Annotated in this window: 15 protein-coding genes; 10 read left to right on the top strand and 5 right to left on the bottom strand. The window is 64.6% G+C overall.

Features of this window, described 5'->3' with window-relative positions; genetic code table 11:
- The 5 genes from yidC to ACVWYS_RS19420 all read left to right on the top strand — a co-directional run bounded on the left by yidC (position 1) and on the right by ACVWYS_RS19420 (position 4,727).
- The gene (yidC, locus tag ACVWYS_RS19400; RefSeq protein ID WP_344364968.1) at positions 1-975 is read left to right on the top strand and encodes a membrane protein insertase YidC; all 975 of its coding nucleotides are present in this window, start codon (positions 1-3) and stop codon (positions 973-975) included.
- On the top strand, positions 975-1,565 hold the full coding sequence (locus tag ACVWYS_RS19405) for a Jag family protein (protein ID WP_116766329.1): 591 nt from the start codon (positions 975-977) through the stop codon (positions 1,563-1,565). Before yidC ends, ACVWYS_RS19405 begins: the two co-directional genes overlap by 1 nt.
- Before the next feature lie 16 nt (positions 1,566-1,581).
- Entirely contained in the window at positions 1,582-2,232 is a 651-nt protein-coding gene (gene rsmG / locus ACVWYS_RS19410) for a 16S rRNA (guanine(527)-N(7))-methyltransferase RsmG (protein ID WP_116766328.1), read from the top strand.
- 87 nt (positions 2,233-2,319) lie between these two features.
- Complete coding sequence (locus tag ACVWYS_RS19415) at positions 2,320-3,387, top strand: ParA family protein (protein ID WP_272914142.1); 1,068 nt, start codon at positions 2,320-2,322, stop codon at positions 3,385-3,387.
- Between the two features lie 68 nt (positions 3,388-3,455).
- Complete coding sequence (locus ACVWYS_RS19420) at positions 3,456-4,727, top strand: ParB/RepB/Spo0J family partition protein (protein WP_456507894.1); 1,272 nt, start codon at positions 3,456-3,458, stop codon at positions 4,725-4,727.
- A gap of 6,224 nt (positions 4,728-10,951) precedes the next feature.
- Here the strand turns inward: ACVWYS_RS19420 and trxA are convergent.
- The 5 genes from trxA to ACVWYS_RS19445 all read right to left on the bottom strand — a co-directional run bounded on the left by trxA (position 10,952) and on the right by ACVWYS_RS19445 (position 17,003).
- The gene (gene trxA, locus ACVWYS_RS19425) at positions 10,952-11,278 is read right to left on the bottom strand and encodes a thioredoxin (protein WP_091248528.1); all 327 of its coding nucleotides are present in this window, start codon (positions 11,276-11,278) and stop codon (positions 10,952-10,954) included.
- A gap of 40 nt (positions 11,279-11,318) precedes the next feature.
- The gene (trxB, locus tag ACVWYS_RS19430) at positions 11,319-12,275 is read right to left on the bottom strand and encodes a thioredoxin-disulfide reductase (protein ID WP_456507895.1); all 957 of its coding nucleotides are present in this window, start codon (positions 12,273-12,275) and stop codon (positions 11,319-11,321) included.
- A gap of 261 nt (positions 12,276-12,536) precedes the next feature.
- Entirely contained in the window at positions 12,537-14,156 is a 1,620-nt protein-coding gene (locus tag ACVWYS_RS19435) for an ABC transporter substrate-binding protein (protein WP_456507896.1), read from the bottom strand.
- Positions 14,157-14,327: 171 nt separating this feature from the next.
- Positions 14,328-16,394, bottom strand: a complete 2,067-nt coding sequence (gene murJ / locus ACVWYS_RS19440) for a murein biosynthesis integral membrane protein MurJ (protein ID WP_116766467.1) — start codon at positions 16,392-16,394, stop codon at positions 14,328-14,330.
- A 60-nt stretch (positions 16,395-16,454) separates the two neighbouring features.
- Complete coding sequence (locus ACVWYS_RS19445) at positions 16,455-17,003, bottom strand: NUDIX hydrolase (RefSeq protein WP_456507897.1); 549 nt, start codon at positions 17,001-17,003, stop codon at positions 16,455-16,457.
- Between the two features lie 171 nt (positions 17,004-17,174).
- Between ACVWYS_RS19445 and ACVWYS_RS19450 the strand changes: the two genes are divergently transcribed.
- The 5 genes from ACVWYS_RS19450 to ACVWYS_RS19470 all read left to right on the top strand — a co-directional run bounded on the left by ACVWYS_RS19450 (position 17,175) and on the right by ACVWYS_RS19470 (position 23,290).
- The gene (locus ACVWYS_RS19450) at positions 17,175-18,653 is read left to right on the top strand and encodes a CCA tRNA nucleotidyltransferase (protein ID WP_456507898.1); all 1,479 of its coding nucleotides are present in this window, start codon (positions 17,175-17,177) and stop codon (positions 18,651-18,653) included.
- Positions 18,654-19,238 carry a histidine phosphatase family protein gene (locus ACVWYS_RS19455; protein WP_175460367.1) on the top strand — a complete coding sequence of 195 codons (585 nt, stop codon included), beginning with the start codon at positions 18,654-18,656 and terminating at the stop codon, positions 19,236-19,238.
- A gap of 649 nt (positions 19,239-19,887) precedes the next feature.
- Positions 19,888-20,109, top strand: coding sequence for a hypothetical protein (locus ACVWYS_RS19460; RefSeq protein WP_344364948.1), 222 nt, complete (start codon positions 19,888-19,890; stop codon positions 20,107-20,109).
- A gap of 270 nt (positions 20,110-20,379) precedes the next feature.
- On the top strand, positions 20,380-21,849 hold the full coding sequence (locus tag ACVWYS_RS19465) for a glycosyltransferase family 87 protein (protein WP_456507899.1): 1,470 nt from the start codon (positions 20,380-20,382) through the stop codon (positions 21,847-21,849).
- Positions 21,842-23,290 (top strand): phytoene desaturase family protein, encoded by a 1,449-nt coding sequence (locus tag ACVWYS_RS19470; RefSeq protein ID WP_344364944.1) that lies wholly within the window; start codon positions 21,842-21,844, stop codon positions 23,288-23,290. The genes ACVWYS_RS19465 and ACVWYS_RS19470 overlap by 8 nt, the downstream gene beginning before the upstream one ends.
- Positions 23,291-23,320 lie beyond the last annotated feature (30 nt).

Consider the following 23,320-nt stretch of genomic DNA (forward strand, 5'->3'; position numbering starts at 1 on the left):
ATGGACATCTTTGGAACAATCCTGGCCCCATTTAAATGGCTGGTCTCAGCCATCATGGTGGGCTTCCATGACGGCCTCAGCGCCATCGGCATGTCGCCGGCCAACGGCTGGACGTGGACCCTGTCCATCATCGGGCTCGTGCTGGTCATTCGTGCGGCCCTGATTCCCGTCTTCGTCAAGCAGATCAAGGCCCAGCGCGGCATGCAGCTGCTGCAGCCGGACCTGAAGAAGATGCAGGACAAGTACAAGGGCAAGACCGACCAGCTCTCCCGCCAGGCCATGGCGCAGGAACAGATGGCGCTGTACAAGAAGCACGGCACCAACCCGTTCTCGGCCTGCCTGCCCATGCTGATCCAGATGCCGTTCTTCTTCGCGCTCTTCCAGGTGCTCTCGGGCATCAGCAGCGCCAAAGTCAGCGGCCAGGGCATCGGCGCCATGAGCGCCGAGCAGGTCAAGCAGTTCGATGAGTCCACCATTTTCGGCGCACCGCTGTCCGCGTCCCTGCTCCATGGCGGCGGCGGCAACCAGACGGCCGTGTGGATCCTCTCCATCGTGATGATCCTGGCCATGACGGCCTCGCAGTTCATCACGCAGAAACAGATCATGGCCAAGAACATGTCCGAAGAGGCCCTGGCCAGCCCGTTCATGCGCCAGCAGAAGATGATGCTCTACATCCTGCCGGTCGTCTTCGGTGTGGGTGGCATCAACTTCCCCATCGGTGTCCTCATCTACTGGACCACCACCAACCTCTGGACCATGGGACAGCAGTTCTTCGTGATCCGCCGGATGCCTACGCCCGGATCACCGGCCGCCAAGGCTCTGGCCGAGCGCCGGGCAGCCAAGGGCCTGCCCGCCATGCCCCTTCTGGGTGGCAAGAAGGCCGACGCCGAGGCAGCCGAGGCTTCCGCCGCTGCCGCAGTGGAGGCTAAGGCCCAGCGCGTCCAGCCGCAACGTAAAAACAGGAAGAGGAAGTAATGTCCGCCGAGAGCACCGAACACGCTATTTCCGCCGAGTTTGACGACGAGCGGGACGATGCCCAGGAGGCATCCCACGATGCGTCACAGGACACGGGAACCAGCCCCGTCAAGGGTGTTTCCGCAAGCCGCCTCGAAGAAGAGGGGGACGTGGCCGCTGATTACCTCGAAGAACTGCTGGACATCGCCGACATCGATGGCGACATCGACATCGAGGTCCGTAACGGCCGCACCTACATCTCAATCGTTGCCGAGGAAGAATCCGCGGGGCTGGAAAGCCTCGTCGGCCGCGACGGCGAAGTCCTTGAGGCGCTCCAGGAACTGACCCGGCTGGCCGTCCTGTCCGCCACGGAGAACCGGTCCCGCCTGGTGCTGGACATCAACGGGTACCGTGCCGAGCGTGCCGGAGACCTGCAGAAGATCGCTGAAGACGCCGTTGCCACGGTCAAGGAATCCGGCGAGGCCGTTGCACTGGCTCCGATGAGCGCCTACGAGCGCAAGATCGTGCACGACGCCGTCGCCGATTTGGGGCTCGTGAGCGAGTCCGAAGGCGAAGGCGCCGACCGGCACATCGTTGTCTCTGCAGACTGAACCGTTGACTAGCTTGATGGTTGAAATTACCGCACCCGAACTCAAGGCAGCACAGTCGATCTTCGGCGACCGCCTGGACCTGGCTAAGCGCTACGTCGAGCACCTGGCGACCTCCGGGACCGAACGGGGCCTCATTGGCCCCCGGGAAGTGCCGCGGCTGTGGAGCCGGCACGTCCTCAACTGTGCCGTCATCGAAAGCCAGATTGCTCACGGAAGCCATGTTGCCGACGTCGGCAGCGGCGCCGGCCTGCCCGGCCTGTGCCTGGCCATTGCCCGGCCGGACCTGGAACTGACCCTGATCGAGCCGCTGGAGCGCCGGGTCATCTGGCTCCAGGAAGTGGTGGATGATCTCGGGCTCGAGAACGTCACGATCATGCGCACGCGCGCCGAGCTCGCCGTCGGGCTCGTGAACGCCGACGTCGTTACGGCCCGCGCGGTATCCGCGCTCTCCAATCTCGCGGGACTGACCATTCCGCTCCTGGCCGGCAAGGGCGAAGTCGTGGCCATCAAGGGCCGCAGCGCCGGCGAGGAAATTGAAAAGGCAGCCAAGGTTATCCGCAAGCTGGGTGGCATTGAGACGTCTGTGGTGGTGGTGGGAGAAGACCTGCTCGAAGAACCCACCACTGTGGTCCGAATCGTAGTAAACAAGCCTCAAAAGATTGCCTAGCATCGGCCCCGGTGCCCGGGGAGTCTGAGGGGAAGAGGTTAGGCTAGTAACCGGCAGTAAGAGCCGAATGAGAGTGAGCGTGTCATAGTGAGCAGTAGCGAAGCCTCCACACAGCGGATCCCGCCGTTTATGTCCCTGGGGTCCGCACGTGCGTTTACGGCTCCCGCAGTCGCTCATGACTACTCCGGAACTCACACGGGTTCGGTTGCTAGGGCAACGGGAATGGCCGGTGTTTCACGTGAAACATCCCTTCCTCACACGGGCAACGTGCTGGACTCCATCGATGATTCCAGCCCCATCGCCCGCGAGCTCGCGCACGAGAACAAGCGCCGCGAACGGCTGTTGGGACGGCAACTGCCCAAGCCGGAAAAGACCCGCATCTTCACCGTGTCCAACCAGAAGGGCGGCGTCGGCAAGACGACGACCACCGTCAACATCGCGGCTGCCCTGGCGGCCGCCGGCCTGAACGTGCTTGTGATCGATATCGATCCGCAGGGCAACGCTTCGACGGCCCTGGGCATTGAGCACCACGCCGACGTCGACAGCATCTACGATGTCCTGATCAACGACGTCCCCCTGAAGGACGTTGTGGCCCCGTGCCCCGACATTGACAACCTCATCTGTGCTCCCGCCACCATCCACCTTGCCGGCGCGGAAATCGAACTCGTGAGCCTGGTGGCCCGCGAGCAGCGGCTGCGCCGTGCAATCGATGTGTACTCCAAGGAGCGCGCCAAGAACGGCGAGGAGCGGCTGGACTACATCTTCATCGACTGCCCGCCGAGCTTGGGGCTCCTGACGGTGAATGCCTTCTGCGCGGCCGGTGAAGTCCTGATCCCGATCCAGTGCGAGTACTACGCCCTTGAGGGACTGAGCCAGCTCCTGAAGAACATCGAGATGATCCAGAAGCACCTGAACGCCGATCTGGTTGTCTCCACGATTCTCCTGACCATGTACGACGGCCGCACCAACCTCGCGGCGCAGGTTGCGGCGGAGGTACGTGAGCACTTCCCGCAACAGGTGCTGGGGGCTGTGGTGCCGAGGTCCGTCCGTATTTCCGAGGCTCCGAGTTACCAGCAGACTGTCATGACATATGATCCTTCTTCCAGCGGCGCCTTGTCCTACCTGGAAGCCGCAGCGGAAATCGCTGAACGTTAGAATCTTTTCAAAAATTGCACTAGCCAGAGCCAGGTGAGTCCCGGCTCTTCCACTGGAGGGATTTATCCATGAGCGATAAGCGACGCGGCCTCGGCCGTGGACTTGGCGCACTCATTCCAAGTTCCGCCGCGGCTAACGCCTCCGGAAACGGCGCTGCTCCATCCCGGCCCGTGGACCTCTTCTTTCCCGAAGCCCGGAAGAAGACTTCCGAGTCCGCGACGGAAACTCTCCTGGACGTCCCCGCCCCGAAAACCAAGGCGTCACCGGCTGCGGCCGCAACGTCGGACGACTCCGCCGACGTCCCGGCTTCTGTTCCTGATTCGGTTTCATCCGGTGGTGTCGATGCTGCTGCGGGGGCTGGCGTCACGGCCGGTGCGGCGGGGACCAAGAGGGCACCCGCCCGGAAGACGCCCGCGCCGAAGGTTTCAACTACCGCTGCCAAAGAGGCGGCCGCCGGGGAGCAGTTGGCCTTTGATTCCACTCCCGAGCACGATGACGACGGCGGCGTCGAACTCGTGGCCGTACCCGGTGTCAGGTTTGCCGAAATCCCGGTCACGGACATTCATCCCAACCGCAAACAGCCCCGGTCTGTCTTCGACGAGGACGACATGGCGGAGCTGGTGCACTCCGTGCGCGAAATCGGCGTCCTCCAGCCAATTGTGGTCCGCACTTCAACCGAAGAAGGTGGCGAACCCTATGAACTCGTCATGGGTGAAAGGCGCTGGCGTGCAGTGCAGGCCGCAGGCCTGGAAACTATCCCGGCGATTGTCCGTGATACGACCGATGACGACCTCCTGCGCGATGCCCTGCTGGAGAACCTGCACCGCAGTCAGCTGAATCCGCTCGAAGAGGCCGCGGCCTACCAGCAACTCCTTGAAGACTTCGGAACCACCCATGAGCAGCTCGCGGACAGGATCGGACGTTCGCGCCCTCAGGTGTCCAACACCCTCCGACTGCTGAAGCTTCCGCCCCTGGTTCAGCGGCGTGTGGCCGCCAACGTGATTTCGGCAGGTCATGCCCGCGCCTTGCTGGCCCTCCCGGACGCCGCGGCCATGGAACGCCTGGCGCAGAAAATTGTCTCAGAAGGCATGTCGGTCCGCGCGACCGAGGAAGCAGTGACTCTCTACCAGAGCCCCGCCACACCGGCCAAGAACAACATTCCACGTCCGGGAGCACGCCACGAAAGGCTCGACTACTTGGCGTCGTCGCTGTCCGACCGGCTGGATACCAACGTCAAGATCTCGCTTGGTGCCCGCAAGGGTCGTGTCAGCATCGAGTTCGCCAGCGTCGAGGACCTAAACCGGATCATGGACGTCTTGACTCCTGGGGCTTCCGGCTAAAGTCGCCGAGTCGTTTGGGGTGGGTCTGTTTCACGTGAAACAGACCCACCTTCTTTTAATGCCTTGCCTTTATGCCCTCGTTTGCCGCTGCAGGGGTGGGGGCCGAATCGTCTCACTGCCAGCGGCGCATTAGTTATACCCTGCGTGGCTGATGCCGCCGCCGCATCCGGCAGTAGTCCATCGTGGCGCTTGGGGAAATTGGTGAGGTGCGTCCGTGCCGCCCTGAACGTGGTTGAAGGCCGGGTGTTGGCCGTAAGCTGCTTGCCCGCGATGCGTAGATTAGTGCAGCAGGCCGCGGGTGGCTCCGTCTTCCGACTGGGTGGTAGATCCTGCAGCCCGCAATGGATGTTCCCCCAGATCCACACCGCAAGGCAAGCTCCCGCGGTCGCAGTTCTCTTCTCCTCTAAATCCCGATGCCGCCCTCCAAAGCCCAATGCCGGCCTGCTCCTCGTGTGGACTCGCACCGCCGGACACGACTCCTTATCAGGGTTCACCGGCGCGACGGAGGAGCACCGTGTTCACTTGGCTAGCCAGGGTGGACGCAGGTGCCTTGGTCACCGGGTCTCCGCCATTCGCCGCTTATGGTCATGACATGGAGTACCGGACTAGTGGTTGTCCGTGCACGTGACATCACACGCACTGGTTCGCCTCCAGGCGGCGAGGCTCTCGCGGATGGACAGCAGGTGGTCGGCTCTACAGTTGCTGACTGCGTCCACGACGGATCGCCGCTCGCCTGCGCGTGCGGATCATGAGGTTGTGTTCGCAGCGAACTCATGGGGGGCCACGGGTGGCCCCTGGGGACCTCGGCCGGATTCCGTTTGGACAGAAATGACTCGGTGACGTGATGACCGCCTGGATCCAGATCCATGACTAACGCAAGTAGCCGGGGGCAGAAATGACGCCCCGTCGCCGGCTCCCGGTGCGCGGTACCCGTGCACCGTTTGACATCCGGAACGCGTGGCTCCTGTTTCACGTGAAACAGCGCCAGCCGATCCGAGGCCGGAGCGTGCATACCAAGGCCTGGAAGCCTGGTACAAGGGTTCTCCAAACAGGACGGACGCGGGCAGTAGTGCCTGCCGTGCGGCAATTCGATCTCGGCAACTGGATCTCGGGAATCCGACTCGGCCCTGGCGATGGGGCGCCGGCAGGGCGACGGGTTCCGGTGAGTCGCCTGCACCTCGGAATTCTGGCCAGTGCCGGCAGGGCGCCTCGACTTCGCAAGGAGGACCGGGAGCAGGCAAGTCCCCCTCGCAAGACAAAAAACAGGGAGCATTGGACATCATTCGGTGCCTCTGGCCGACTGAACTCGCCGGATGAGAATGTCGCCCCGATCATGAGGGGATGGGGCTGCCAGGAGGAAGGCACAGCCGACCCTTTGGGTCACACTCCGCTGCCCGCACAGGATAGCCCAGCGCGTGCCGTTGGATTCACTGCCCTCCAGCCGGACCTCCGCCCAGACGGCGGAAGACTCTTGAACAGGACACACTCTGGGGCGCCGGTTTGCGGCAAGAGGCCGGCACTCCCCGACCACGATGGGAATCCGCTACAGCGAAAGTACTCCGTCACGACGTCGATGGACTGCACTAGCCCAAGCGAGAGGTGCGGGAGCCCCGGACCAAGCCTGGGGGTGTGCCATCATCACTGTGGGCGTGAGCTCGGGTCTGTGGGCGTGGGTGAGGGTATGTGGGTGCGGGGCCACAAGCCCGGACCTCCTAGCTGCGTTTACGGCGACCGCCAGCAATGTGGCCGTCTTCGTCGCGGCTGAGTCGGAATCCCCCGCGTAGGAGCAGTAGAGTGACTGCCCTGGTCGATCGCGCTCCCCGGCTCTCCCGGTCATTTGCCTGGTCGCCTGGCTACCTTTTGTCCGAGCTCCGTCTTTGGTATTTCTCCGTGCGCAAGGCAGCCCCTATGCGTCGTACGAGAGGGCGCCAGCGGCTCTCCCCCGTTAGGGGTGGCAAGCGTTCCCTCGATCGCGTTGGCTCGGACTTACCCTCCAGCGGCATGGTCGCCGCCTAGTGCAGGTGCTGGCACTGTTCGCCGATGCCGATGCCGATGCCGATGCGGACCAGCGCCGCGTAAGTCACGTCTATGGCCCACGGCAGGAGCAGGGACGTCCACGGGGACGTCCACAGGGACGGTAGAGCTTCACCCCGTGATCGAGGCGTTCGTCGGCGGACAATGCGGCGCGAAGTCGATCCATCTGGCAAGAGCGCGGATGTTTCACGTGAAACGATGCCGACTCCCGGCGCTAGGAAGGCTGGCCACATTTGTGATCCATGAACTGGTCCGCGCGAACTCCGACGGCCCAACAGCGGGACGTGATTCCGCTTGAATGCCCCGACCTCGCGTCCAGCGGCTGTGCCGATCTGGAAGCCCTCCGCAGTGCCCGCACCAAGTGTCCGACCGGCAGCGGCCGTGCTCGTCCGGCTCCGTCCGAGCGGGGGTCTACGGCGCGCGCTATCGCTCCCGCTGCCTCGGTCCATGGAAGTGGCTTGCCGGTCATCCTGACTCCTCCCTCGGTCCGCCCTCCTGGCCGCCTTCCCGCCAGGCTGACGCCCATCGCACTCCCCCCGCCGCTGGCGGTAGTAGTCCCGTTGCACCAATTCTTCCTTTGGCCAGCCCTCGGCTCTGGCCTGGCGGTCACGCCGACGCTACCCGCTCTGTCTCCGTTGTGTGCGGTCAAAGGTAGCCCTTGGCAGGGCTGCCGCTCTCGAAGACCGGTACAGACCGGAGAGGCAGAGAACGAGTTCCTGTCCGGCATGCGAGCTTCGAGCGACAATATTGGACGGCGTCAACAGACGGAGCGGGGAAGGAATCCGTAGCTCGTCAGGCGAACTATTCCGCCCGTGGCCGTTCACGTTGGTTCCACGGCTTCTTCTTCGATGGCGCGGCCAAATGCAAGGCGGCGCACCTCTTGGGGGGTTGGCCATCGGTGTCGCACGGAGGCGCAACCCGGTGGGGAGTGGCGTCGGCGGATCGTGATTTCACCGACGCTGTGATCTGGAGCTATAGCGCTACTGGCGAATCAGCCGTGAGGCACCAGCTGGATGGATTGTCGACGTGGGGCACTCCCCAGATGATCTAAGGGGTCCCACGGAGACAGCAGACACTCCCAATCCACAGTGGATACATCGGTGGATATAACTGTGGATAACTTTGTGGATTAGTCTGCGAGGAATCCCGTCCGCCAGAGTGGATGAAGGTGAGGCGGCAGCGGCTGTCCGGCGCCGCTGCTTGGCCAGGATCGTGGAGAAGAGTTTCACGTGAAACATAATCTCCGTCAATGGTCGGGCTGCTTAAGGCAACACGCCGCACCTATCTATTCGCAGTGGAATGGTTAATTTTCCAGGGATTTTGCCCATCTCTTGTGGGCATTTCTTGACTGTGACAAGAGCCAGCCGTCCGGCTCCGCGAAGACCATTATCGAGCCCGAGATGCCGCAGGCGTCATTGCGTGTTCGCATTTCGACACGGCCCTGTGGTGTGCATCATGCGGTGTGAATAATCTCTCAGCACCTGTGGATAACCATGTGAATAACTTCTGTGGAGAACCTGGTGGAGACAGACGATGAGACAGAGCAGATCACTGGCCGGAGGAACCGGTCATCCCACAAGAGGGCAGTCGCTGCTCCCGCTTGTCGCCGGTCCGAGCCAGCCGCGGAGGGTCTGTGGACGTTGACTGGTGGCACCAGTGCGGGCCGTCACCAACCCCGCCGAAGGCTATTGGATGGATTACTGACGGCGCCCGGACACACTCCAAGTGACACTGATGGAGTCTCACGGCGTAAGTCGACAGAGGATTCGTGACGCCTCGAGATGCCGTGGAAATCTCCAACATGTATTCGAGCCGGCTCCAATTCGCCGAGTCAGTAGTGCGGAATCCAGGATGGAGCGAACCCTCCCCTGTGGGTCGGAGGACGGCACGTGGGGACCTCGCGCTGCACGGGCTATCGCATCGTCGGGTTCCTCATCAGACTCGCGAGGCCGGTCATCGTTGCTAGCCAAGCATGTGGAGTGCCGATTACGGGGAGCCCAGGGGGCTTTGAAGGGCGCTGGGATGCACGCGGCGTGAGATGAGTAAAGCACTGCGCAGTGCCTGCTCGTAGAGTCTTGTCCTGAACTGAAGGAAGTACCATCGGGCTGAGCTCCACGCTGGAACGGGCCGGAGGCGAGGACTCGCTGGCGCCGTCGAGAACCACTTAGGAATCCGGCCCCGGGCCAGTACCGAGGGTGGGTTGACGAGTCCTTGCGACTGAGCCAACTGGGGCCCCGATCGGAGTTTGCGGCTAAGTGGCTTACGCCCTGCTGCGGATCGGTTTTTTGCCCTGGCGTTCTTCGTGGCATGGGAACCGGGCTTCACGTCCTCGGTCCCTTCGGCTCCTGAGGAGCCAATCGGGGGATTGTGCGCGACGAGTCTCGCGAGCCGGCTCGGGGGTACGTCTGCCACCGCTGGGGCGACGTAGGCGGAGGCGTTGCTGAGGTACCGTCTCGGAGCTGAATCGCTCCCCCGCTGTCCTCTGTCCGGGATTGGTTCCTCCCTCGCGTGGCCGGCAAGTCTGAGACCGCGACATTCGAGGCCGCGACGTTGCGCGCCAGCGCGCGCTGCCGCCCGGCCTGAGTCAGCCTGTCGCGCGGTGTGTGCAGAATGTTTCACGTGAAACGGCGACGCCAAGGCTGCCGGGCCGTTAGGGAACAGTGTGGAAAGACCAGTGCGCCGCCAACAGGGTGACTTGTAGTCACGGCTTCGCGTGGAATCTTGGACCGGGGCCAATCAGGCTTGGGCTGGATGAGGGCCAACCGGGATTCAGCGAGGAGCCCAGGTGCTCCAGAGACCCCTGTCCCCCATCCCGTCGGAGCCCGGCCGACAGGGAGCCTGAATGCTCGACGCTTTCATGAGTGTGTCAGACGGCGAACGACAGACGACGACAAGCACGGCCCCGGCGAACTTCAGCGCACGGAGGGGCAGCCGGGGGTTTAAGTAATAGTGCACAATCATTTACGCATAGGTGTCGATGTTCTTCTTAGTTGTTTCACGTGAAACATGACGCCTGCCCTTCTTAGCTTGGCGCCTCTATTCGGTCCAGACCATACGCTCGGATGGGTTCGGCCCTTTGAATAGAACGGCGGGACGGCCTGCGTCTAGAGACTGAATCCTTCCTCACGGATGTTTCACGTGAAACACTGTCAGCGCCGGCTGATAGGGCAGCACCGATTGAAGGGGTGGCGGCGGGCTTGCGGTGGGCAGGAGGGTCGTCACGGCTGATGAACTCGCCTGCGGGGCGCCGGCGGCCGTACCTAGCACCACGGTTTGGGCGGGCAGCACCTGACGAGCGGGCTGTGCCTCCGTCAGGGCTACGTTGTGGGCCTACTGCCGAAGCGGGCGCACTGCCGTTCCGTACGCCTTCCCCGCGGCGCATCTACGAGCAAATAACGCTCAACCGGTGCTGTCAGAGGGAATCTGATTTCAGCAGAGAACATCGCCCAACCTCGGCGAGGTTCAAAGGCATCATCCACATTCACTACATTGCCGTTCGTGGAATGCGGGCCGTGTGCATAATCCAGCCACGATGATCATCTCCGAGCCTCTTGCGGGCACTCGACGTTTCACGTGAAACATCCGCGCTTCTGGCGAGCTTCCGTTTCGGGTCCCGAGTGGCTGGAATTTTGGCAGAATCGCCTGTTGCGATTGGTGAATGTATAGGACGCTCCGGACGGAGCCACTAGGGAGTATGCGATGGCCACGCGCCGGCACGCGAGCAGCCAATGTTTCACGTGAAACGCAGGTGCATTCCCAGGAGGCCCGTCGACATTCCCCGAAATGTCGGTTTCCAAGAATTCGCGTGGCCGGTGATGGGCTGAAATTCCGCCACCGGACCCCGCTCGATCACGGTTTGCCGAACGCTGGTGAGGAGGGCCCGCTTCCTGAAAAACCAAATGATTGGGCAACTCAGTAAGACTGATGACACCTCAACGAGGACGCCTCTCTCAATCGAGAACATCCCAATCGGCCGGGCGCACCCACTCGTCCCTCCGAGCCCACTCCCCTCGGCCAGCGGCAGCCATGGCAAGCGACCAGAGCCGTGACCGGCACCCGGGCAAAAAAGTGACCCCCGCCAGAAGCGGGGGTCACCACGAGCCAACCGGACACTACGCCCCGAGCTGCTCGGGCCTCAGCAAGTCCCTCAAGAAGCTAGTTGCGAAACTACCGGTGAAGCCGAGCCGGAATTAGGACAGGACGTCCGCGAATTCCTTCTCGAAGAACTGCTTGGGTCGGGCGCCGATGACGGTGCTCTTGACCTCGCCGCCCTGGAACAGGTAGACAGCCGGGATTGACGTGATGCCGTACTCGGCGGCGATGGCCGGGTTGTCGTCAACGTTTACCTTGACTACATCAACCTTTTCGCTGTACTCCACAGAGATCTCGTCGAGAATCGGGCCGAGCTTGCGGCAGGGGCCGCACCATTCGGCCCAGAAGTCCACAATGACCGGCTTGTCGGAGGCCAGTACGTCGGTGCTGAAGCTGGCGTCTGTTACGTCTTTTGCGTTGCTCATGACCTTTGTCTCTCTCTTCGGTTGGTTGCTGCGCGCCGTCTTAGGCGTGAAAATCTGCCAGGTAGTGCTCGACGTCGAGAGCCGCCACACAGCCGGAACCCGAGGCGGTGATGGCCTGGCGGTAGGTCGGGTCAATGACGTCGCCGGCAGCGAAAACACCCTGGATGCTGGTCTTCGAGGTGCGGCCGTCGACGGCGATAGTTCCCTCTGCGGTCAACTCGAGCTTGCCCTTGACGAGGTCCGTTCGGGGGTCATTGCCGATTGCCACGAACACGCCTGTCACGGCCAGTTCAGTTTCCGTGCCGTCTACCAGGTTCTTCAACCGCAATCCGGTGACTTTGTCATGTCCAAGGACGTCTTCGACGGCGGTATTCCACACGAAGTTGATCTTCTCGTGGGCCAGAGCACGGTCGGCCATGATCTTTGAAGCGCGGAGGGCGTCGCGACGGTGCACCACAGTGACGGACTTGGCGAACTTGGTGAGGAACAGCGCCTCTTCCATGGCAGAGTCGCCGCCGCCGATGACCGCGATGTCCTGATCCTTGAAGAAGAAACCGTCGCAGGTTGCACACCAACTAACGCCGTGGCCGGACAGCCGCTTCTCGTTCGGCAGTCCGAGCTCGCGGTAGGCGGAGCCGGTGGAAAGGATGATGGAACGGGCCTTGAAGGTCTCCCCCGTGCCGATGGTCACCGTCTTGATCTCGCCATCGAGGTCCAGCTCGGTGACGTCCTCGAACTGGATCTCCGTGCCGAAGCGCGCAGCCTGCTTCTCGAAGTTCTCCATGAGGTCCGGACCCATGATGCCTTCGGGGAATCCAGGGTAGTTCTCCACGTCCGTGGTGTTCATCAGTTCGCCGCCGGCGGTGACCGAGCCTGCCAGGAGCAGCGGCTTCAGGTTCGCGCGCGCCGTGTACACCGCTGCGGTGTAGCCCGCCGGGCCGGAGCCGACGATGATGACATCACGTACTTCGGAGGCAGTGTTTTCTGCGTTGCTCACTGAACGGTGAACCTCTTCCTTTGTCGATGCGCCCGCCTCGATGGCCGGCCACATGGCACAACTATTGCCGGGCATTGAATATTCCGGCCGACATGGGCGTCACGGAGCGACGCCACTACTCAGGGTACCGGTTTGGCGAGGTCGAGGCCGGAGAAGGCGCCCGGATGACAGGCCCGCTACTGCACGGTGTGCCCTAGCGAACGGTGTCCCCTAGTGCACTGCGTCCGCTAGCGCACTGCACCCGCTAGTGCACGGTGTCCGTTACTGCACCTTGATCTCGGCCAGGCGGAGACCGTAGCCATAACGGGTCTTGGGAGCGGCGAGCTTGGGAAGCGTCTTGATGGACACGATCACGTATTGCGCCGTGACCGGTTCCGGCAGCGGCATCGTCAGGTCCGGCGAGGTGAAGCTGTTGCTGCCGACCTGCTTCGCGCCATCCAGGGAAGGACGGTCGTTGGTGTAGACGCTGATGTTGCCGCCGGACGCACCAAGCTGGCTCAGAGTGACGGAAGAGACCTTGGAAGGGCCCTTCAGCTTGACGACGAGCGGAACTTCGGAGGCAAGGCCACCCCAGTCCTCCGTGGCGAATTCCATGTCGGACCAGTAACTCGCGCCGTTCCCGTCGAAGGTTTTCACGAGGTCGGAGTCGTAGTTGCCGGCGAAGTCGAAGTTGCCCAGTCGCGTCACGTCCTGAATGACGGGCGGCCCGGCCGCGGGCGCCTCGCTGGCGGTCGACGAAGGTTGTCCCGTTGACTGTTCCGGCGCGCTGGTCGACGACGAGGAGGAGGACCCGGCGTTCGACTGGGGGCTGCTCTTGAAAAGGCTGCCGAGATTGGTGACCGCAAAGATGAGGACCACCACCAGGACGACAGCCAGTAGGCCGCCAACCAGCCACCGCATGGAGCGAGGCTCCCGGCGGGGCTCGTCGTCGTACTCCACGTACTCGTCCTCGTCCACGGCGGACCGGGCGGAGGCGGGGAAGTTGCCAGGAGCGCGGTCCGCGCTGTTGAATCCGGTTCCGGCCAGTCCGGCGGAGGCGGCTGCGGCGGCGCCGCGGTGGTCACCGCTGTCTTGGTGGTCTTCGACGCCTTGCTGAATTCCGTTGCCCTGCTGATCGGTACCGGCGTAGTCGTCGTCGGACCACAAGGAGACCTTGGGAGCCGCGGCAGTTGGGGGCTGCGGCGCTGCCGGCTCGGCAGGGCGGGGAGCTGCGCTCTCCTGGACGGGCTGGGGCGCCGTTGTTTCTTTGGCGTGGTGTGCAGCAGTCTCCTGCGGCGCAGTCTTTGGGGCCTTGGGAGCCCTGGCGGCCGCGGCCGCGGCTCCGGCGGCTGCCGCTGCTGCAGCGCCGGACGAGGGTGCGGACGCGGGGCGGGACGGCATTCCGGCGGCCGGGGCGGCCGGGGGCGCCGGCTGGTGTCCTGCGACCGGCTGGGTGTGCCCGTAATTGATGTACCCGGCGTCGACTTCCTCGTCGTCGTAGAGTCCGTCATACGTTTCGGGTTCGTGGGAGCGTGCCTGCCCGAAGATCTCGCTGCCCAGGGTATCGGTGAAGAAGGGCTCGATGTACGGCGGGTTGGAGGACACCACAAGGTCCAGCAGATCCGCCGCGGAGGTGTGGTTGGTGATCAGATACGTGGTGGCATCGCTGACGCCGAGGTCAAGGATCTGAACGCTGCCCGGCCGTTCGCCCGTGGCCACTTCGCGGGCGCTCTGGGCCACCTGCTCGGCGTTGCCCGGCCCGGCGACGAGGATGCTCACGGGACGGTTGAGCACCTGGTCCACACCGTCCAGCACCAGATCCTGGTCATGTGAGGTCAGTACAGTGGCAGTGACCTTGTAGCGGCCACCGAGTACTGATCCGACATCGATCGGGTGGGACACGGGCTCCTCCTAGACTGTCCGGGACCTGCCGACGTGGTCACTCTGTGAGCGACCCTGTGCCCTCCGGCAAGCCGGTTGACCGCTGGTCCGCAACTCCCCTTGTTAGTCTTCGATCCTAGCCGATGCTCTGTCCGGGCCGCGTGAGCACGGCGGTTTGAAACGGAGCCGGGCTCATTTTTTCTTTTTCCGGTTGAACGGGAAATAGGGGTTGTGACCGGCCGGTCCCTGATAGGTCCGGCGCCCCGGCAGGGGAACGTCGCCCCGGCCCAAACCGCCTTGCGCGGTGCTGGGCAGGTCTTCGGCCGGCAGGTAGCCGCCTTCCGGACCGGCTTGGCGGCTGTAGGGGAACGTATCTTCATCCGGGATGTCGGGACCGGCCCGGAAGGACGCGGCATCGAACTCGCCGGAAATTCGCGGAATCAGGCCGGTGTCCACCGAGACGGTGGCCCGCTCCGGCACCCTCCGCACCTCCGCCGCCCCTTGGGCGCGGGGCTCGGTGCCCTGCTCTGCCGGGGCTGCCCGGCGCCGGAGCCGTCCAAGGAGCGGCTGCAGGAGGTCCTGGAGCTCGGTCACACGGAACATTTTCAGCAACAGGAAGTATACGGCCAGCATGACGGGGCCGACGACGACGATCGTCACCAGAGCGGCGATCCGGTCGCTCCAGGCGAAGCCGTCCGGGTTGTAACTGCCCAGCAGCCACAGGGCCACGGCTCCGGCCAGGGCGGACCCCAGGGCCGCGTAGCCCATGCGGATGTAGGAGCTGGCGATGCGGGGGCCGTCCAGATGGCCCAGGAGCCGGCGCAGGAAGATCGCGCTGACGATCACCGAGAGGATATTGCCGCCGGTATAGAGGATGGCGATGGCGAAGATGATCTGATCAAACGGCAGGAACTGGATCACGAACGCGGCCACCACGTTGACCAGCGCCAGGACCAGCTGGATGAAGAAGGGTGTCCGGGCGTCCTCGTTGGCGTAGAAGACCCGCGACATCATGAAGTTGGCGCTCATGAAGGGGGTGCTGAGAGCCAGTATGGTGAGCGTTTGGGCCAGCATGACGCCGTCCTGACGCACCCCGCCGGAGAAGAACATGCCCAGCGGCCCGGCCAACGCGAAGAGCGCCAGCGCGCCGAAGACGGTTGCCACGGCCATGGTCCGCAGCCCGTGGGAGAGCGCGCTGCGCAGCGCAGCCCGGTCGCCGTCCTGCGACGCCCGGGTCATCCGGTTGAACAACACCGTGGCAAGGGACAGCGCAATGATGGAGTGCGGCAGCAGATACAGCTGGCTGGCCACCTCCAGCACGGCGTTGCCCGGGATGCTTTCCGCCGCGGGGTCCCCGGCCTGTGCCAGGCGGAGCCGTTCCCCGCCCGGAATCGTTGCGATGCGCATGACGTAAAGGAACGCCAACTGCCCGACGGCGGCCGTCGCCAGGGTCCAGACGCTCAGCTTCGCGGCATGGCCCAGCCCGACCCCGCGCCAGCCAAAGCGCGGCCGCAGGCCCAGGCGCAGCCGGAACACGGGAATGAGCAGGATGGCGGTCTGCGCGACGACGCCGATAGTGGAGAACCCGGCTACCAGCAAGGTCTGGGAGGACCCCCAGTTGTCGACCGTGTGGGGGTTGACGGCGTTCGCCCCCATGATGGCGATGAACATGCCCAGCCCGGCGATCGCCACGATGTTGTTAACGATCGGCGCCCACATCGCGGGCCCGAAGGCGCCGTGCGCGTTGAGGACCTGGGTGAGCAGGGCGTACAGGCCGTAAAAGAAGATCTGCGGGAGGCACCAGAACGCGAATGACACCGCGAGGGCCTTCTGCTGCGGCGAGTAGCCCTGGGTGGTCAGTTGAATGACCGACGGCGCCAGCAGCGTGATCGCCAGCGTGAGGACCAGCAGCACCAGCACCGCCAGGGTCAGCAGCCGGCTGATATAGTCCGCTCCCTTGTCCGGCGCCTTGCTGGCCTTGATGATCTGCGGCACCAGAACAGCGTTGAAGACCCCGCCCGCCACCAGCAGGAAGATCAGGTTGGGGAGATTGTTGGCGTTGATGAAGGTGTCATTGACGGTGGAACCCAGACCCAGGGCGGCCGCCAGCATCCACGTCTTGGCGAAGCCCAGAAAACGCGAAACGAGCGTTCCCGCGGCCATGATGGCGCTGGAACGGGCTTCTCCGGACTGGACAGCTTTGGAATCGGCGGGGCCGGAGGGAACGGGGGCGGGTTTGGCTGATGACATCGTCTTCATCGTCTCACCCGCGCGGGGCATTAGTCGCTATCCGGGGCCGTGACCGGCCGCTCCGGGACCTCAGCGGTCCGCCGGGAGGACTTCCTTGGCCAGATCCGCGATGCGGCGCTCATTAGGGAAGGACAGCTTGCGCGCCAGTTCCTGGATGGGAACCCAGGCGACGTCCACCGCTTCCTTGTCCGGATCGTTTTCTATGGTCAGTTCCCCGCCCGTGGCGCGCAGGAGGTAGTGGTGCACAGTCTTGTGGACACGGTGCCCGCTCACGGTGAACCAGTAGTCGATGCTACCCAGCGGCGCCAGAATTTTCCCTTCGATCCCGGTTTCCTCGGCGATCTCGCGGACGGCAGCTTCCTCGTTGCTTTCCTTGCCTTCCGGGTGCCCTTTCGGCAGGCACCACTCGAGCCGGCCGCCGCGGTTGAGGCGGGCGATAATCGCGACCCGGAGTTCGGCGTCGGACATGTCCACAACGACGCCGCCGGCGGAGATTTCCTCCACGGTGGGAAGGGAAGCCTGGCCCGAGTGCTGGACGGGCGCGACATTGGCACCTATTGCCGACGGCAACGGTGCGTTTGTCCTCCTGCCGGGAGCGCTCGGTACGGGATGGGCCATGATGTCCACTCTAACGACTCTTGCCCGCTGTTGATGACCTAAACATGGCCGGAAAATGGACTGCTGGAAAACTGGGCTTGCGGTGGTTCGTCCGCAATCGTGACGAACCAGGCGGATCCCGGAAGGCTCCGGTGTGGTGCTGGCGCGGATTTCTGACAAGCTTAAGTAACTATGGCGCACGCACATCACAAGACTGACTCCCACACCGTTGCCTTCCAGGTGGGTCCGGTGGTTCTGGAGCTTGGGCAGCGCTTCGTCGACGCCGGCCACGAGCTGTCGCTCGTGGGAGGGCCCGTCCGTGACCTGTTTCTCGGCCGGATCTCCCCCGACCTGGACTTCACTACCGACGCCACGCCGGACCAGACCGTCGCCCTGATCAAGAAATGGGCAGACAACTACTGGGAGATCGGGCGCGCCTTCGGCACCATCGGAATGCGCAAGGGCGATTTCCAGATTGAAATCACCACCTACCGGGCCGACGCCTACGATCCTGAATCCCGGAAGCCCGTGGTGGCCTTCGGAACGTCGCTCACGGATGACCTGCTGCGGCGGGACTTCACGATCAACGCCATGGCGCTGCGGCTGCCCATGCTGGAGCTCGTGGATCCGTTCGGCGGCGTCCGCGACCTGCACGCCTCCGTCCTCAACACACCGGGACCGCCGGAAACGTCCTTCTCCGACGACCCCTTGCGCATGATGCGCGCCGCCAGGTTCGCGGCCCAGCTCGGAGTCTCGGTGCACCCGGACGTCCGCGAGGCGATGGCCCGGATGGCGGAGCGGATCAGCATCATCTCGGCCGAGCGTGTGCGTGATGAACTGACCAAGCTCATTTGCGCGGCACACCCGCGGGCCGGCGTGGACCTGCTGGTGGACACCGGACTCGCCGACCTCGTGCTGCCCGAAGTCTCGGCCCTGCGCCTTGAATCGGACGAACACCACCGCCACAAGGACGTCTACCAGCACTCGCTCCAGGTGCTGGAACAGGCCGCAGCCTTGGAGACGGGGACAGACGGCCCGGTTCCCGGCCCGGATTTTGTGCTGCGGTTCGCCGCTCTCATGCACGACGTCGGAAAACCGGCCACGCGCCGTTTTGAACCGGGCGGCGCCGTGAGCTTCCGCCACCACGACATGGTGGGCGCCAAGCTGACCGCCAAGCGCATGAAGGCGCTCCGCTTCGACAACGACACCATCAAGGCCGTCGCCAGGCTCGTCGAGCTGCACATGCGCTTCTACGGCTACGGCGAGGCCGGCTGGAGCGATTCCGCCGTCCGCCGCTATGTCACCGACGCCGGGCCCCTGCTGGAACGCCTGCACCGGCTCACCCGCTCCGACGTCACCACCCGGAACCAGCGCAAGGCGGACCGGCTGTCCTTCGCCTACGACGACCTCGAGGACCGGATTGCGGCGCTGCGGGAACAGGAATCCCTCGACGCCGTCCGCCCGGACCTGGACGGCGGCCAGATCATGGCCCTGCTCGGGCTCAGGCCCGGCCCGGTCGTGGGACGCGCCTACAAATTCCTGCTGGAAGAACGCATGGAGCACGGTCCGCTCAATCCCGCCGTCGCCGAATCCCGCTTGCGGGAATGGTGGGCGGCCCAGCCCGAGGCGGCGCCCGCCGGCGCCGAACCTTCCACCACCGAGGAGTCCTAAGTGATTGCACCTTCCAACGGCCCCCGCCCCCAACTGTGGATCCTGCGGCACGGGGAAACCGAGTGGTCCAAAAGCGGTCAGTACACCGGGCTCACCGACATGCCCCTCACGGTGGAAGGCGAGCAGCAGGCCGTGGAGGCGCGCAGGGTGCTCGAGACTGTCGACTTTGACCTCGTGCTTACCTCGCCGCTGCGCCGGGCGCGCCGGACCGCCGAACTCGCCGGCTACCCCGACGCCCAGCTGGAGCCGCTGGCGGTCGAATGGGACTACGGCGACTACGAGGGCATCAGCTCGGACCTCATCCGCAAGGACAACCCCGACTACCTGATCTGGACGCACGGCGTCCCCAACGGAGAGGCGCTTGACGACGTCGCCGCCCGCGCCGACAAGATCGTGGCCCGCGTGCTGGAATCGGGCCTGGATAACGTGCTGATCGTCGCGCACGGACACTTCTCCCGCATCCTGACCGCCCGCTGGCTCGGACTGGACCCCCACGAGGGACGGCATTTCGTGTTGGGGACCGCCAAAGTGTGCACGCTGGGATGGGATAAGAAGACGCCGGCAATCGTGCGCTGGGGCCTCTAAATTCACTTAACAAAATAAACTTCAAAAAACTTTATGAATTCGGTAGGCAACTGCCGTATTCGTAGTGTATTTTTATTCATGACCCCAGAGCGATTTGCCAGGGTCACGGCGCACGTCGCCCGGCCAGTCAGCCGGAGCCACGGCAGGACAGAAAAGGAGGTTGGGAAATGATGATTACTTTGACTAGCGGATGGATGTACTCCACCACCGCCACCCCGGCCTCGTTCGCTGTACCGCGCCCAAATTTTGGACTGACCGTCTCCTAACCGCCCATCCCTCCCCGGTAACGCAGCCTGGGGACGGCGGCAGCGGGCTTCCCTGAGGGGAAGCCTTTTGACCTCAGCCTGAACAGGCGGAACCACGCGGTTGCGCAGCGCCCCCATAGTTCGGAACCCAGCTTCTTGTTGGGGTTGCGGCACCACCGCGTCCAGGGCCATTCTCCATCGAATATCTCTCCGCACCCGGGGAATTCCGACTCAAATTAAAGCTCCGGAATTTCACGCTTAATTGTTGTGTCCGGACGGTGCTATTCGAATTCAATGCACATATGGCTTTATTTGTTGTGCCCAATAACTGCCGCCCGTCCGTTTGGCCCGGCCATTTCCGTTGCGCCCCGGCCGGCCGGCGGTTCCCCGACCGAAGGGTCTCCGTGACCACAGCAACCACCGCCCCAGTCCGCCGCACCCGCCGCGCGGCCGCACCGATCAAGCCTCGAGAGGAGGTGACCACCATGATGACCAAGCTCTACAAGGCCCTGTTTCTGACCAGGAAGCCGACCCGCAAGGAGTCAACACGCTTCAACGGGCAACTCCTTGACCAGAAGCGCGACGACGTCTTCCTCGCCATTCACCAGGCCGGCCTCTTCCGCTGACCCCCCGATGAAGACCGGACGCTTCCGCCGCGGTCCCGTACAGGGATGAAATCGCCGGGATGAAATCACGGACCGGCAGGACTGTCTGCAGCGAAGGAGGAGCTGATGGCTGACATCGGAACCGAACCCCGGGGAGCCCGTGCGGCGACGCACGGGCTCCCTCATTTAAGCCCCTCCGCGGGCGCCTCCGGCGCGGCTCTGGCAGTGAACCGACGTGCCGGCCGGGCCGGAGCGCGGCGAGCGGCAACGGCCCCCGGTAAGCTCAAGGTCATGCAGGAGACAAAGGCGCCGGAACACCGCAAACGGGTCCGATTGGTCATCCCGAGCCGCAGCGACCCTTTTCTCCGAAACTTCACGGAACTGGTAGGCGGCCCGTTGGGGCACCGCTCGGCGCCCGGGATCGTTTCGCCCGGATTCTTCACGGTGGACCGCGTGCTCGTGATCCTCACCGTCATCGCCGCCATGACCGGCATTGTCCTCAAGAACTACTGCCGCACCAACGGCTGGGAAACCCCCGGACAGTTCTACGCCACGTGCTACTCGGATTTTCCGGAGCTGTTCCGCAATCGGGGCCTTGGCGACGGCGCTTTCCCGTTCATCACCCAGGGGGCTCTCTTTGAGTACCCCGTGCTGATGGGACTCATCGCAGGCGCCACGGCGCTCCTGGTGCCCGGCGCCGGTACGGGGAACCCGAGGGTACTGGGGTACTTCGACGTCAACGCCACCCTGATCGCCGCCGTCTGGATCATCACGGTCCTGGCCACGGCACGGACGAACCGGCGGCGGTCTTGGGACGCGGCGATGGTTGCCCTGGCCCCCGGCATAGTCCTGGCGGGCGTCATCAACTGGGACATGTGGGCAGTGTGCCTGCTGGCCCTTGGCATGTATTTCTTTTCCCGCAACAAGCTGATCCTCGCCGGAGTCTTCATCGGCCTGGGCACGGCCACCAAGCTCTACCCGGTGTTGATTCTCGGCGCCGTCCTGCTGCTTGCACTGCGGACCGGGCGCATCCGGGCGCTCGTGATTACTGCCGGTGCCGCGATCGCAGCCTGGCTGGTGGTCAACGTTCCCGTGGCCGCCGCGAATCCGGACGGCTGGAAATACTTCTACCAATTCACGCAGGAGCGTCCGGCCGGCTACAGCTCACCGTGGTTTGCCTTCAACCTGGTGGCCGGCCGCCTGGGCTGGAACCAGCTTCAGGCCGAAGCCATCAACTCCCTCGCATTGGACCTGTTCCTCGTGGCCTGCGTCCTGATCGCGGTACTCGCCCTGACAGCACCGCGGCGGCCGCGGATCGCGCAACTTGCATTCCTGATCGTGGCGGCCTTCATCCTTACGAATAAGGTCTACTCGCCCCAGTTCGTTTTGTGGCTGATCCCGCTGATCGCCCTCGCACGGCCCCGCTGGCGGGACTTCCTGATCTGGCAGGCCATCGAAGCACTGCACTGGGGCGCCATCTGGATGTACCTCGGGCAGGCCACCAGCGGCGGCTCCACACAGCACAACATCGATATGCCGTACTACGTCCTGGCGGTGGTTGCCCACATGCTTGCCACCGGCTACCTGATGGTTCGTGTCGCTTGGGACATCTGGGATCCGTCCTCGGATGTCATCCGGCGGCTTCGCGTGGATGATCCCCACGGCGGCCCCTTCAACGGCGCCCCGGACTGGCTGCGGCTGGATCTCCGCCGACCCGCGGCGTCCCTGCTGCCGTGGCAGAAGGCTGCAGCAGGTGACTGACGTCGCCGTCGTCGGTGCCGGCCCTAACGGGCTGGCAGCGGCGGTGACCATGGCGCGGGCCGGGCTCAAGGTCCGGGTGTTCGAGGCCGCGCCCACCCCCGGCGGCGGACTGCGCACCGCCGAACTCATGGAACCGGGCCACTTCCATGACGTCTGTTCGGCCGTGCATCCGATGGTCCTGGCCTCGCCGTTCTTCCGCCGGTTCGAGCTGTCCCGGCGGGTGACCCTCGCGGTACCGGACGTCTCCTACGGGTCCCCGCTCGACGGCGGCCGCGCGGCGCTGGCATACCGCTCCCTGGAGCGCACGGCTACTGAACTCGGCCGAGACGGCGCCGCCTACCGCCGCCTCATGGCCCCGCTCGTGCGCGGGGTGGAGGGAGTGGCCGATCTGACCCTGAACCAGCTGCTGCGGATTCCGCGGCACCCCGCGGCAGCCGCCGCATTCGGCTTCCGGACGCTCGAACAGGGGTCGCGGCTGTGGAATGCGAGGTTCCGGGAGGACCTGGCCCCGGCCCTGCTCAGCGGCGCCGCCGCGCACGCCGTGGCACCGCTGCCCTCGGTGACCGCCGCCGGCGCCGGCCTGATGCTGGGTGCCCTGGGGCACGTCGGCGGCTGGCCCGTTCCGCACGGCGGATCGGCCGCGATTGCCCGGGCGCTGACCGCCGACATCGAAGCCCACGGCGGAGTTATCGAGACCGGGCAGCGGATCAGTTCGCTCGCCGAGCTGCCCCCGGCCCGGGCCACCCTGCTGGATGTGGCGCCCCCCGCGCTGCTGGGCCTGGCCGGGGACATGTTCCCGGCGGGCTACCGGCGTGCCCTGAAGGCCTTCCGCTTCGGGAACGCGGCCTGCAAGGTGGACTTCATTCTCTCCGGGCCGGTTCCGTGGGCGGCTGGCGGCCTTGCCGATGCCGGGACGGTCCATGTGGGGGGCACCCGGGCGGAGACTGCCGACGCGGAGAACCAGGTTGCGTCCGGCCGGCATCCTGACCGGCCGTACGTGCTGGTCTCCCAGCCCTCACGCTTCGATGCCGGCCGCGCTCCGGCTGGCCGGCACATCCTCTGGACCTATTGCCACGTTCCGTCGGGCTCCACGGTGGACATGAGCGAGGCTGTGATGGCGCAGCTGGAGCGCTTCGCGCCCGGATTCCGCGACTTGGTTATTCAGTTCAAGGTGACGACCGCCGCCGGGCTGGCAGCGTATGACGAGAACTACGTCGGCGGGGACTTCAGTGCCGGCCGCATGGACCTTCGCGGCATGTTGCGCCGGCCCGTGCTCAGCCGCGTTCCCTGGCGGACACCGCTGCCCGGCCTGTACCTGTGCTCGTCTTCCACCCCGCCGGGCCCCGGGGTCACAGGGATGCCCGGCTTCCACGCGGCGAGCCATGCGCTGAAGGACATGTTCGGGCTAGGCGTCCCGGACCTCGGCCACCGGGTCCCCTAGCCCCAACCCGGTTAACCCGGCCCACACGAG

It is taken from the genome of Arthrobacter sp. TE12231 (genome assembly GCF_054062895.1).

What these genes read in the sequence shown, in the direction of transcription:
- murJ (WP_116766467.1), bottom strand. Translation starts at nt 16,394, where the DNA reads ATGAAGACGATGTCATCAGCCAAACCCGCCCCCGTTCCCTCCGGCCCC.
- ACVWYS_RS19420 (WP_456507894.1), top strand. Translation starts at nt 3,456, where the DNA reads ATGAGCGATAAGCGACGCGGCCTCGGCCGTGGACTTGGCGCACTCATT.
- ACVWYS_RS19445 (WP_456507897.1), bottom strand. Translation starts at nt 17,003, where the DNA reads ATGGCCCATCCCGTACCGAGCGCTCCCGGCAGGAGGACAAACGCACCG.
- yidC (WP_344364968.1), top strand. Translation starts at nt 1, where the DNA reads ATGGACATCTTTGGAACAATCCTGGCCCCATTTAAATGGCTGGTCTCA.
- rsmG (WP_116766328.1), top strand. Translation starts at nt 1,582, where the DNA reads ATGGTTGAAATTACCGCACCCGAACTCAAGGCAGCACAGTCGATCTTC.
- trxA (WP_091248528.1), bottom strand. Translation starts at nt 11,278, where the DNA reads ATGAGCAACGCAAAAGACGTAACAGACGCCAGCTTCAGCACCGACGTA.
- ACVWYS_RS19405 (WP_116766329.1), top strand. Translation starts at nt 975, where the DNA reads ATGTCCGCCGAGAGCACCGAACACGCTATTTCCGCCGAGTTTGACGAC.
- ACVWYS_RS19450 (WP_456507898.1), top strand. Translation starts at nt 17,175, where the DNA reads ATGGCGCACGCACATCACAAGACTGACTCCCACACCGTTGCCTTCCAG.
- ACVWYS_RS19465 (WP_456507899.1), top strand. Translation starts at nt 20,380, where the DNA reads ATGCAGGAGACAAAGGCGCCGGAACACCGCAAACGGGTCCGATTGGTC.